The following is an 11949-nucleotide window of genomic DNA, read 5'->3' on the forward strand; positions in this document are numbered from 1 at the left end:
AATTTAACTCCCGAAAGGAGATGGGCAAATGTCTAACCAAACCAAACAAGATCAAAGCCATAATCGTCGAGGGTTTTTGAAAAAAATCGGGCTGAGCGTGGGGGCATTTGCTGTAGCCGGTGTGGGCACCGGTACTTATTTCTGGCGTGTTGGCGATGACCAGGCCAATGCAAACGACCAGGGCGAGTTTGAAATCACCCGCACCCCGGAAGAATGGAAAAGCATTCTGACCGAAAATGAATATAAGGTGTTGCGGGAAGAACAAACGGAACGGGCCTATACCTCAGATTTGCTGAACGAAAAGCGTGAAGGCATCTATCACTGCGCTGGCTGTGATCAGGCGGTTTATCCCTCTGATACCAAATATGACAGCGGCACTGGCTGGCCAAGCTTTTGGGCACCGATTGACGAGGCAGCCATCGGCACCAAGCCGGACAACTCGCTGTTTGCCACCCGTACAGAAGTACATTGCAGTCGCTGTGGCGGTCATTTGGGTCACATTTTTGACGATGGGCCAAAGCCAACCGGCAAACGCCATTGTCTCAATGGTATCGCGCTGAATTTTAAACCCGCTTAGCACCAACGAAATTGGGGTCAAAACATATATCATCCTCCAAAATCAAATCGACTTTCTTGATTTGACCCCCTTTTTGAACCCGTTCATGCCCCCGAACCGGTTCAATCCAAAGCGTCTCTGATGACTTCAGAGGCGCTTTTTTGTTGATGTCGAGTGAATGCAGTTGCACTAAGGCGTTGAAAAATATGGATCACGAAAACGTTATCATCCATCAATGATCGAGTCCTCAATCCACACCGTTATCTCTTCGACCGTTGGCCAACGGATAGTGAAAATTTTGGAGAAAACGATCATGCTAAAATCTATCCTTAAGACGTCATCTGCCCTTTTTGTCGCCGCTTCTCTCGGCTTTGCTGCAGCCCCCGCTTTGGCAGACGGTCACGGCGCAAAAATGAACATTGTTGAAACAGCGATTGCTTCTGAAGCGCACACCACTTTGGTCGCCGCTGTGCAAGCTGCGGGTCTTGTAGAAACCTTGCAAGGCGACGGGCCGTTCACCGTATTTGCCCCAACAAATGATGCTTTCGCTGCCTTGCCTGAAGGCACCGTGGAATCTTTGCTGGAGCCTGAAAACAAAGAAATGCTGATCAAGGTGTTGACCGCCCACGTTGTGGCCGGCGATGTGCGCGCAGCTGATCTGTTGAAAGCCATTGAAGATAATGGCGGCGCTTATGAATTTGAAACAGTAAGCGGCGATATGCTGAAAGCTGAAGTGCGCGATGGCAATGTGTTCATCATTGATGAGAATGGCAATGCAGGCCAAGTCACTGCGGCCGATCTCGCCCAGACCAACGGCGTGATTCACGTGGTGAACGCGGTTTTGGTGCCAAAATAAGTCGAGTTTAGCGATTGTCAGCGTGGGCTTGGCCCTAACCGGTCGAGCTCATATCTCCCCCATCCAATTCCCTCTGGCTGACAATGGCAAGGAAGCGCCCTGATCCCACTCAGGGCGCTTTTGCGTTGCAGTCCCTGCCATTCCGAGCGCTTTGCCTCTCTCATCGATTGCGAAAGAAATTTTTATCGCTATGGTGAGGTCAAATTTCTCCTAACGCGAATTGTTCTATGCGCACCAATCCCATCCTCAATACCGATAGCTATAAAGCGTCCCATTTTTTGCAATATCCCGAGGGCGTGACGAAGGTTTATTCCTATATCGAGGCGCGTGGCCCCAAAAACCATGATGTGTTGTTTTTCGGGCTGCAAATGTTCATCAAATCCTATCTGAACACGCCCATTACGGCGCAGGATATTGATGAAGCCGATCAAATCTTTACTGCCCATGGATTGCCCTTCAATCGAAAAGGCTGGGTCTATATTCTAGAAAAACATAAGGGCTATATGCCCATCGCTATCCATGCGCTGAAGGAAGGCACGGTCACCAAAACCAGTGTGCCGCTGGCCCTGGTTTACAACACTGATCCAAATTGTGCCTGGCTGACCTCCTATCTGGAAACTGCGATTTTGCGCGGCGTTTGGTATCCCACCACGGTGGCCACCAACTCATTCCTGATCAAACAACAGATCAAGGCGGCGCTCGAGAAAACCTCGGACGATGTCAACGGCCAATTGCCCTTCAAGCTTCATGACTTTGGTGCCCGCGGTGCGTCGTCACAAGAAACCGCGCAAATTGGCGGCTTGGCGCATTTGGTGAATTTTCAAGGCACAGATACAGTGTCTGCATTGCCCATGGCCCGCCAATATTACGGCGGGGATGATCCCCATTTTATGGCGGGTTTCTCAATCCCGGCGGCAGAACATTCCACCATGATCAGTTGGGGCCGCGCAGGGGAAAAAGACGCTTACGCCAATATGCTGGCGAAATTCCCGCACGGCCTCGTAGCGGTCGTCTCTGACAGTTACGATCTGTTCAACGCGCTGGAAAATATCTGGGGCGATGAGCTGAAAGAGCAGGTTTTGGCCCGCGATGGCACGTTGGTCGTGCGCCCCGACAGCGGCAACCCCGTTGAGATTGTCTGCCAAACGCTAGAAGTGCTGGGTGAAAAATTCGGCTATAGCACCAACGCCAAGGGTTTTAAGGTGCTGGATCCGCACGTGCGCGTCATTCAAGGTGACGGCATTTATCTCGATAGTCTCAAAGACATTCTCGATGCGATGATCGAAAAGGGCTGGGCCATCGACAATGTGGCTTTTGGCATGGGCGGGGGGCTGTTGCAGGCCGTGTCCCGCGACAGCTACCAATTTGCCATGAAAGCCTGTGCGATCGAGCGTAACGGACAGATTGAACCGATTTATAAAGAGCCCAAAACCGATAAAAACAAGACCTCAAAGCGCGGCGTTCAAGGCGTGTTTGAAGAAAAAGGTCAATTGGTCGCGAAAGCCATTTCGCCGGCGCAAATAGCCGATCCGGCCAATATGCTCAAGCCAGTTTTTGGATTGGCAGATGGTGTGCCTCAAATCGCCCATCTCAGCTTTACTGAAGTGCGGCAACAGGCCGAACAAACATCTTGAAAAAAAAAGCGGGGCTTTCGCCCCGCCCAACTTAGAGGATAAAGCGGCTGAGATCGGTGTCTTCAGCCAATTCGCCCACGGCTTTGCGGACATAAGCGCCATCAATTTCAATGGTTTCGCCGCTTTTGTCCGGGGCGTCGAAGGAGACATCTTCCAGCAATTTTTCCATCACGGTTTGCAACCGCCGTGCCCCGATATTTTCGACTGATGAGTTGATCGCGACGGCCAGTTCAGCGATGGCGTCAATGGCATCCGGCTTGAAATCAAGCGTCACCCCTTCTGTGCCCATCAGCGCGACATATTGCTTGATCAAGCTGGCATCGGTATCATTCAAAATCCGCACAAAATCCTCATGGGTGAGGGCGCGCAGTTCCACCCGAATCGGCAAGCGACCCTGCAATTCCGGCAGCAAGTCAGACGGCTTTGCTACATGGAAAGCGCCGGAAGCGATAAACAGAATATGGTCGGTTTTCACCGGGCCATGTTTGGTGGACACAGTGGTGCCTTCAATCAGTGGCAGCAAATCGCGCTGCACGCCCTCGCGGCTTACCTCGCCGCCAGAGCGCCCATCTTTGACGCAAATTTTGTCGATCTCATCGAGAAAAACGATGCCGTGATTTTCTACAAGTTCAATGGCTTCGGCCACAATCTTATCCTGATCCAACAGCTTGTCGGCTTCTTCATTGATTAGCAACTCGTAGCTGTCGACCACTTTAACGGTGCGCTTCACGCCTTTTTGGTTAAAAGCTTTGCCCAGCATGTCACTCAGATCGATCATGCCCATTTGCGCCCCGGGCATGCCGGGAATATCAAACATGTTGGAGCCTTGAGCCGCCGACACTTCAATTTCGATTTCTTTATCGTCCAACTCGTTGTTGCGCAGCTTTTGGCGATAGCTGTCACGGGTGGAGGGGCTGGCAGACTTGCCCACCAGCGCGTCGAGCACCCGCTCTTCGGCCTGCAAATGCGCTTTCGCCTGCACTTCGCGACGTTTTTTGTCTTTCAAAAGTCCGATCCCGGCTTCCACCAGATCGCGCACAATCTGTTCCACATCGCGGCCCACATAGCCCACTTCGGTGAATTTGGTGGCTTCCACTTTCACAAAAGGCGCTTGCGCCAACCGCGCCAAGCGGCGGGAAATTTCGGTTTTGCCCACGCCGGTTGGCCCGATCATCAAAATGTTTTTCGGGTTCACTTCCTGGCGCATTTCCGCGTCCAGCTGTTGCCGCCGCCAACGATTGCGCAGGGCCACGGCCACGGCGCGTTTAGCATCTTTTTGGCCCACAATATAGCGGTCCAGTTCAGAAACGATCTCGCGCGGAGAAAAACTCAATTCACTCATCATTTTTCCTTCCGGTGCCTTATAAAAAGCGCACCATCAAATCTTCATCATAATAGTGGCCATCATACAAAATGGCCTTGGGCGCGGTGCCAAACCGCTCAAACCCGAGTTTGCGATAGGTCTTTTGCGCCGCCTGATTGTCCACCGTCACGCAAAGGGTCACTTGTTCAATCCCCGCCTGCCGGGCGTCATCGCACATGGCTTCAATCATTTGCGCCATAATGCCTTTGCCCCGCGCTTGCGGGCGGGCATAGACGGCAATCAGATTGGCCGTGTGGCGCACATTGGCACCTTTGCCAAGGGCATAGGCGGCCACCGCCACCAGTGCCCCATCGTCAAACGCGCCATATGCATTCAGATTGTCGAGCCAGCTTTCAAAATAGCTCAAAGGCTGGTCTTCCACATCCTGAAGCCCGGATCCAAAGGCGGCGGGGTGGTTGCGAAAGCCTTCAATGCGGATCTCACGAAAAATCTCTGCATCTTTCGGGGTAAGGCGGCGAATCTCGGCCATTAATCATCCAGATCTATGGTTTCGACCGTCAGGCTCTCATTGGTATAGACACAGATCTCGGCCGCAATTTTCATGGACCGACGGGCAATCTCTTCCGCGTCATAATCCGTGTCCATCAGCGCACTTGCCGCTGCCAATGCGTAGTTGCCGCCCGAGCCAATGCCCATCACCCCGCTATCGGGGGAAAGCACGTCGCCGGTGCCGGTCAACACCAGACTGTCCTTCTTGTCGGCCACAATCATCATGGCTTCCAAGCGGCGCAAATAGCGGTCGGTCCGCCAATCCTTAGCCAGATCCACGCAGGCGCGCATCAATTGATCCGGATATTGCTCCAGCTTGGCTTCCAAGCGCTCAAACAGGGTAAAGGCATCTGCGGTCGCCCCGGCAAATCCTGTGATCACTCTGCCCCCGGCCAGGCGCCGTACCTTACGCGCACCATGCTTGATCACCGTTGGGCCCAGTGAGACTTGACCGTCACCAGCAACAACAACCTTGTTGCCTTTGCGCACGGTCAGAATAGTGGTTCCCCGCCAACCGGCAGAACCTTGTTGATTTTCTGGCATATAATCGTCTCCGTTATTGCGACCTCATATTTAAGAGTTTCGATCACGATTACAATCATTGTGCGGCAACCTTTTGACGCATCACCGGGCCCAATTGGCGCTTTGTCGATCTTTCCCATTTCGATTCAACCTGATAAGAGGAAGGGGAAAATTGGCATCTTTGCCCGGTTTGGCGGGTATCTTGGTGATGTCAAAGCAGATCATCTGAGGGGCATTTTTATGCGCAGTGCAAAAATTTCTCGCAAAACCAACGAAACCGATATTCAGGTTGACGTGAATTTGGACGGTGAGGGCACCGCCAAAATTGAAACCGGCATCGGCTTTTTGGATCATATGCTGGATCAGATTGCCCGCCATGGCCTGATGGATATCACCATCAAAGCCAAAGGCGATCTGCACATTGATATGCACCACACGGCAGAAGATGTGGGCATTGCGCTCGGTCAGGCGGTGAAAGACGCGCTGGGCGACAAAAAGGGCATCCGCCGCTATGCTTCTTGCGATTTGCCGATGGATGAGGCCCTGTCTCGCGTGGCGTTGGATATTTCCGGCCGCCCCTTCTTGGTGTGGCAGGTTGAATTTTCCCGGGACAAAGTGGGCGATATGGACACGGAACTGTTTCAGGAATGGTTCCAGGCCTTCGCGATGAATGCCGGGATCACCCTGCATGTGCGCAATGAATATGGCAGCAACAATCACCATATCGCCGAAAGCTGCTTTAAAGCCCTGGCCCGCGCTTTGCGCGAGGCGGTTGAAATTGATCCCAAGCTTGAAGGGCGTATCCCTTCAACCAAGGGTGCACTCTAGGATTGTCCCATGCGGCTATATTCAATTTACGAAAAAGCGGTTGAAGGCGATGAGGATGAATTGGTGGTGGTGCCGGATAAATTCTCCTGGTTCGCCGCCATCCTAACCCCCATCTGGTGCATTGTTCATTTGATGTGGCTCGAATTGCTCGCCTATGTGGGCGTGGCCTTTATTCTGGGCTTTGTGACCTTCTTTGTGGGCGAGGACGCGTCCTGGTGGATCGGCATTATGGTGGCGATCTTGATCGGCTTGGAAGCCGGGTCCATTCGTGGGCGCTTTCTGGAGCGCAAAGGCTATGTGCTCAAGGCCATGGTGCCCTCCAGTTCCAAAGATGATGCGGCCTATCGCTATTTTGCCACCCGCATTTTTGCGCAAAAGCACAGCGAGCCCACCCCGCCGCATACCGCGGCCCCGGCCTCACCCTTTGCGCCAACGCCAAATGCAGGAACACCCGGCCTATGAGCGAAAAAATTGTGATTGTCGATTATGGCGCGGGCAATTTGAAGTCGGCCCATAAGGCGGTGGAACGCGCCGCCACAACCGCCAAGGGCAGCTATGATGTGCGCGTCTCCGACAAGGTTGAGGACGTGAAAAGCGCGGACCGGGTGATTTTGCCCGGCGTCGGCGCCTTTGCCGATTGCCGTAACGCGCTGTTCGGGTTGGACGGCATGGTCGACGCGCTGGAAGATCACGCCAACAAAAAGATGAAACCCTTTTTGGGCATTTGCGTCGGCATGCAGCTCTTGGCCAGCAAGGGCCTGGAAAAGCAGGTCACAGAGGGGTTGGGCTGGATTCCCGGCACGGTGGAAATTCTCACCCCCAATGACCCGACGCTGAAGGTGCCGCATATGGGCTGGAACAATCTGGATCTGTTGCGGTCCCACCCGGTATTTGACCATATGGCGGGGCATCCGCACGCCTATTTTGTCCATTCCTATCACTATCTGGCCGACAATCCGGACCATGTGATCGCCACCTTTAATTATGATGGCCCGCATGTGGCCGCGATTGGCCGCGATAATATTGTCGCCAGCCAGTTCCACCCGGAAAAATCGCAAGCGGCGGGCCTGACCATGATCGAAAATTTCCTCAATTGGAAAATCTAGAAAGACGAATTGATGATACTTTTTCCCGCCATTGATTTGAAAGACGGCAAATGTGTGCGCCTGCAAAAAGGCGATATGGATAAAGCCACCATCTTTAATGATGACCCGGTGGACCAAGCCCAGCAATTTGCTGCCCAGGGCTTTAAATATCTGCATATGGTCGATCTCAATGGCGCCTTTGCCGGCGAAAGCGTTAATGGCGATCCGGTGGAAAAAATCATCCGCGACGTGGATATGCCGGTACAATTGGGCGGCGGCATCCGCACCTTGGATCACATCAAAGCCTGGCTCGATCGCGGCCTGACCCGCGTCATTCTCGGCACCATCGCTGTGCGTGACCCTGATCTGGTCTATAAGGCCTGCGAGCTTTATCCCGGCCAGATTGCTGTCGGTATTGATGCCCGCGGCGGCAAAGTCGCGGTGGAAGGCTGGGCCGAAACGTCGGAGCTGGACGTGATCGAACTGGCCCAAAAATTTGAAGGCGCGGGCGTTGCCGCCATCATTTTCACCGATATTGACCGCGATGGCATTCTCACCGGCATCAATTGGGACGCCACCTTGGAGCTGGCCAACGCCACAAAAATCCCGGTGATCGCCTCGGGCGGCCTGGCCTCTATGGACGATATTGAAATGATGACCAAGCCCGAAATGCAGGCGCTGGAAGGCGCCATTTCCGGTCGCGCGCTCTATGATGGCCGCATCGATGTGCCTGCGGCGCTCGAAAAGCTCAACAAGGTCTGACAGAAATGCGGCGCTCAACCACCCGTTCCCTGCTGCTCAAATATGCCCTTGTGCTGGGCATCATCATCTTGGTGGGGCTGGGACCGGTCTTGTTGACCTTGAGCGCCGGGATGATCGCCGAGGCCCATGGCTGCACACTACATGAAGGTTACGTCAATCCGTGCATCATTTGGGGCGCCGATCGGGGCGATACCCTTTATGAGATGGGCTTGATGTTTTGGTTCAGCTACTTCACGGTTCCCTTCGCTGTCACCGCGTTTTTCATATGGTTGATTGCCTTCTGCCCGCATGTTCTGGTGCGTATAATAGGAAAGGTCACAAAGCGAAATGCTTAAAACCCGTTTGATTCCCTGTCTGGATGTCAAAGACGGTCGCGTCGTCAAAGGCGTCAATTTTGTTGATCTGGTGGATGCCGGCGACCCGGTGGAAGCCGCCATCGCCTATGACGCCGCTGGCGCTGACGAATTGTGCTTTTTGGACATCACCGCCAGCCATGAGGAGCGCGAAACCATCTTTGATGTGGTGGCGCGCACCGCAGAACATTGCTTTATGCCGGTCACCGTGGGTGGGGGCATCCGCACGGTCGAAGATATTCGCAAGCTGCTTCTCTCCGGTGCTGACAAGGTGTCAATCAATTCCGCCGCGGTGCGCGACCCGGATTTTATCAACCGCGCCGCCGACAAATTTGGCGACCAGTGCATCGTCGTCTCGGTGGACGCGAAAGCCGCGCACAAAGAGGGTGAAACCCCACGCTGGGAGATTTTTACCCATGGCGGTCGCAACGCCACGGGCATTGACGCGGTGGAATTTGCCACCGATATGGTCAAACGCGGGGCAGGGGAGTTGTTGGTCACCTCCATGGACCGCGATGGCACCAAAATCGGCTTTGACCTGGAATTGACCCGCACCATTGCGGACGCGGTGACCGTGCCTGTCGTCGCCTCCGGCGGCGTCGGCAATCTTGATCATTTGGTGGATGGGGTGAAAAAGGGCCATGCCAGCGCCGTGCTGGCGGCCTCAATTTTCCACTTTGGCACCTATTCTATTGGCGAGGCTAAACGTTATATGGCCCAGCAGGGCGTGCCCGTGCGGTTGGATGAGGAGGCGTAAATGAGCTTTGACCTGAAAGCGCTGGAACGCATCATTGCCGAAAAAGCAAACGCCTCAGCGGAAAAATCCTACACCGCCCAGCTTCTGGCCAATGGCGGCGAACGCGCGGCCAAAAAAATGGGAGAAGAAGCGGTGGAAACCGTCATCGCCGCTATTCAAGGTGACCGCGACGAATTAAAGGCCGAGAGTGCTGACCTTTTGTATCATTTACTTGTGGTGCTCAAAGCCCACAATATCAGCCTTGAAGAGGTTGAATCGGTTCTGGCCGAGCGCACCGGCCAATCCGGGTTGGAGGAAAAGGCCAGCCGCGGCCAATAGGGGAAATTATGAATCCGTTGTCTTTGGGGCCTGATCTGTCCCCCTATTACGAGTTTACCACCGAGCAGTGGGCCGCCCTGCGCCATGGCGAACCCATGACGCTGGATATGGATGATTTGCAGCGCCTGCGCGCGCTCAATGACCCCATTTCCCTCGAGGAGGCGCAACAGGTCTATCTGCCCATGAGCCGGTTGCTGGCCTATTATGTCGAGGCGGTGCAGGGCCTGCACAGCGCGGCCGGCAAGTTTTTGCAGCAAAATGGCGACAAGACCCCCTTTATCATCGGCGTGGCAGGCTCTGTGTCGGTGGGCAAATCCACCACCGCCCGCATACTGCATGCCTTGATGCAGCGCTGGCCCTCATCCCCCAAGGTTGATCTGGTCACCACCGACGGTTTTCTGCTGCCCAATGCCGAGCTGGAAAAGCGCGGCCTGATGGAGAAAAAGGGCTTTCCCGAAAGCTATGACCGCCCCGCTTTTTTGAAATTCCTGGCCGCGATCAAAGCGGGCAAACCCAATGTGAAAGCCCCCACCTATTCCCACCTTGTCTATGATGTGGTGAAGGGGGAAGAAATTGTCGTTGATCGCCCCAATATCCTGATTGTCGAGGGCCTCAATATTTTGCAGCCCGGCGAATTGCCCAGCGATGGCCGCCCCATCTTGTTCGCCTCAGATTTTATCGACTTTTCTATCTATATCGACGCCGCCGAGCGCGACCTGCGCCAATGGTATATGGAGCGCTTTCTGCAACTGCGCGAAACCGCCTTTATGGACCCGCAAAGCTTCTTCCACCAATTCTCTAAATTGAGCATTGAAGAAGCCAAAAAACTGGCCGTTTCCATCTGGGAGCAGATCAACTTGCCCAATTTGCAAGAAAACATCCTCCCCACCCGCGGCCGCGCCGATCTCGTCCTCACCAAAGGTGCCGACCACGCCATCAACAAGGTGCAGCTGCGGAAATTGTAGAGACTTTTTTCTTGCCGCCGTCGCTCGCTTCGTTCGCTACCCCGGCACCCCCGCCGATTGGTGCCCCGTTCTGATGCTGTGCAAGGCGCAACGACACCCTCTCACGTCATTACCGGACTTGATCCGGTAATCCATGTAGCGGCTGAGATGTGGCAGAGCAACGCTCATGCCCTGTAACTGCGCTCACGCTGCCTGGCCCCCGGATCAAGTCCGGGGTGACGGCGGTGGGTGGGTGACAGGTCGTGCACAAAACTAAATCTGGTCGCCAATCGGCGGGGGTGCCGGGGACGGGAGCGTAGCGACCGGTGGCGGCAAGAAAAGACTCTCCGGGGGTGCCGGGCCAGCCCGTATGTCGTGAGGACAGAAAATTAGAGCGCGGTGTCCGGTGGCGGCGCGAAAAAAATTGCCCGGGAGTACCCCGATTTAGTTTTGTGCACTGGGACTCACCACCCACCACCGTCATTGCAAGACTTGATCTTGCAATCCATTTGAGGGTAGCGGTCAGGCACCTTATAGTTGTGGAAACAACACCACTTTCACCAAATCTAAACGACCCAGCGCATTCGCTAGTGTGAAATGGACCCCAAGATCAAGTCTTGGGGTGACGGCAGTATGCGAGGATATGCATTGATCTAGAACAGAACCAGTGTGGGGCACCCATCGGCGGGGGTGCCGGGGACGGAAGCGTAGCGACCGGTGGCGGCAAAAAAGACTCGGGATAGTGAGCGCAGCAAATAATGTCGGCGCGAAGAACTACTTCTTCCCCGCCTCCATCACCTTGTCCTTAAACTTGCACTCCTCCACAATAATGCAGTGATAGCACTCCGGCTTACGCGCCTTGCAAATATAGCGGCCATGCAAAATCAGCCAGTGATGGGCGTGCAGCAAATAGTCTTTTGGAATTGTTTTTAGCAACAGTTTTTCAACCGCGAGCGGCGTTTTGCCGGGGGCCAACCCCGTACGGTTGGCGATGCGGAACAAATGCGTATCCACGGCAATGGTCGGATGACCAAATCCGATATTGAGCACCACATTCGCCGTTTTGCGCCCCACACCCGGCAGCGCCTCAAGCGCCTCGCGGTCTTCCGGCACTTCACTATTATGGCGCTCAATCAAGGCCTTACAAAGCGCATAGACATTTTTCGCCTTGTTGCGATAAAGCCCGATGGTTTTAATATAGTCGCGGATTTTATCTTCGCCCAAGGCATACATTTTCTCCGGCGTGTCGGCGACCTTAAACAGGGCCTTGGTCGCCTTGTTCACCCCCGCATCCGTGGCCTGCGCCGAAAGCACCACCGCCACCAGCAGGGTGAAGATATTGACATAATCCAATTCCCCTTCAGGATGCGGATTGTTCGCCTCAAATTTGGCGAACATGTCATTTATCGTTTGCTTTGTCAGTCGTGTCCGTTGAGCCATTTTGTCACCTTATCCGTTAGG

Annotated in this window: 15 protein-coding genes; 11 read left to right on the top strand and 4 right to left on the bottom strand. The window is 54.3% G+C overall.

The window, feature by feature from the left end:
• Window positions 1–28: 28 nt before the first annotated feature.
• From msrB to L1I42_RS00360, 3 genes are all read left to right on the top strand, one after another.
• Window positions 29–577 carry a peptide-methionine (R)-S-oxide reductase MsrB gene (gene msrB, locus L1I42_RS00350; protein ID WP_236112424.1) on the top strand — a complete coding sequence of 183 codons (549 nt, stop codon included), beginning with the start codon at window positions 29–31 and terminating at the stop codon, window positions 575–577.
• Window positions 578–869: 292 nt separating this feature from the next.
• Window positions 870–1412 carry a fasciclin domain-containing protein gene (locus L1I42_RS00355; protein ID WP_236112426.1) on the top strand — a complete coding sequence of 181 codons (543 nt, stop codon included), beginning with the start codon at window positions 870–872 and terminating at the stop codon, window positions 1410–1412.
• A gap of 227 nt (window positions 1413–1639) precedes the next feature.
• Entirely contained in the window at window positions 1640–3046 is a 1407-nt protein-coding gene (locus L1I42_RS00360) for a nicotinate phosphoribosyltransferase (RefSeq protein ID WP_236112428.1), read from the top strand.
• 31 nt (window positions 3047–3077) lie between these two features.
• Here the strand turns inward: L1I42_RS00360 and hslU are convergent, their stop codons facing one another.
• From hslU to hslV, 3 genes are read right to left on the bottom strand one after another with little or no spacing between them, the layout of a single operon-like run.
• On the bottom strand, window positions 3078–4388 hold the full coding sequence (hslU, locus tag L1I42_RS00365; protein WP_236112431.1) for an ATP-dependent protease ATPase subunit HslU: 1311 nt from the start codon (window positions 4386–4388) through the stop codon (window positions 3078–3080).
• A gap of 19 nt (window positions 4389–4407) precedes the next feature.
• Window positions 4408–4899 carry a GNAT family N-acetyltransferase gene (locus L1I42_RS00370; protein ID WP_236112433.1) on the bottom strand — a complete coding sequence of 164 codons (492 nt, stop codon included), beginning with the start codon at window positions 4897–4899 and terminating at the stop codon, window positions 4408–4410.
• Window positions 4899–5462 carry an ATP-dependent protease subunit HslV gene (gene hslV, locus L1I42_RS00375; protein ID WP_236112435.1) on the bottom strand — a complete coding sequence of 188 codons (564 nt, stop codon included), beginning with the start codon at window positions 5460–5462 and terminating at the stop codon, window positions 4899–4901. Before hslV ends, L1I42_RS00370 begins: the two co-directional genes overlap by 1 nt.
• A 219-nt stretch (window positions 5463–5681) precedes the next feature.
• Here hslV and hisB point away from each other — a divergent pair, with 219 nt between their 5' ends.
• From hisB to coaA, 8 genes are read left to right on the top strand one after another with little or no spacing between them, the layout of a single operon-like run.
• A complete protein-coding gene (gene hisB, locus L1I42_RS00380) occupies window positions 5682–6269 on the top strand; it encodes an imidazoleglycerol-phosphate dehydratase HisB (protein WP_236112437.1) in 588 nt (195 codons plus the stop codon).
• Window positions 6270–6278: 9 nt separating this feature from the next.
• A complete protein-coding gene (locus L1I42_RS00385; protein ID WP_236112439.1) occupies window positions 6279–6731 on the top strand; it encodes a DUF2628 domain-containing protein in 453 nt (150 codons plus the stop codon).
• On the top strand, window positions 6728–7375 hold the full coding sequence (hisH, locus tag L1I42_RS00390) for an imidazole glycerol phosphate synthase subunit HisH (RefSeq protein WP_236112441.1): 648 nt from the start codon (window positions 6728–6730) through the stop codon (window positions 7373–7375). Before L1I42_RS00385 ends, hisH begins: the two co-directional genes overlap by 4 nt.
• A 12-nt stretch (window positions 7376–7387) precedes the next feature.
• Window positions 7388–8116: a 1-(5-phosphoribosyl)-5-[(5-phosphoribosylamino)methylideneamino]imidazole-4-carboxamide isomerase gene (hisA, locus tag L1I42_RS00395; protein ID WP_236112443.1), complete on the top strand. Its 729-nt coding sequence runs from the start codon at window positions 7388–7390 to the stop codon at window positions 8114–8116.
• A gap of 5 nt (window positions 8117–8121) precedes the next feature.
• Window positions 8122–8451 carry a hypothetical protein gene (locus tag L1I42_RS00400; RefSeq protein ID WP_236112447.1) on the top strand — a complete coding sequence of 110 codons (330 nt, stop codon included), beginning with the start codon at window positions 8122–8124 and terminating at the stop codon, window positions 8449–8451.
• Window positions 8444–9226, top strand: a complete 783-nt coding sequence (hisF, locus tag L1I42_RS00405; protein WP_236112472.1) for an imidazole glycerol phosphate synthase subunit HisF — start codon at window positions 8444–8446, stop codon at window positions 9224–9226. Before L1I42_RS00400 ends, hisF begins: the two co-directional genes overlap by 8 nt.
• Window positions 9227–9544 carry a phosphoribosyl-ATP diphosphatase gene (locus tag L1I42_RS00410; RefSeq protein ID WP_236112475.1) on the top strand — a complete coding sequence of 106 codons (318 nt, stop codon included), beginning with the start codon at window positions 9227–9229 and terminating at the stop codon, window positions 9542–9544.
• A gap of 8 nt (window positions 9545–9552) precedes the next feature.
• Entirely contained in the window at window positions 9553–10509 is a 957-nt protein-coding gene (gene coaA / locus L1I42_RS00415; RefSeq protein WP_236112476.1) for a type I pantothenate kinase, read from the top strand.
• Window positions 10510–11262: 753 nt separating this feature from the next.
• On the opposite strand, the gene nth is transcribed toward coaA, so the two are convergent.
• The gene (gene nth / locus L1I42_RS00420) at window positions 11263–11928 is read right to left on the bottom strand and encodes an endonuclease III (protein ID WP_255768045.1); all 666 of its coding nucleotides are present in this window, start codon (window positions 11926–11928) and stop codon (window positions 11263–11265) included.
• Window positions 11929–11949: the final 21 nt, after the last annotated feature.

Origin of the sequence: Maritalea mediterranea (assembly GCF_021568695.1) — a bacterium.
Lineage (GTDB): Bacteria > Pseudomonadota > Alphaproteobacteria > Rhizobiales > Devosiaceae > Maritalea > Maritalea mediterranea.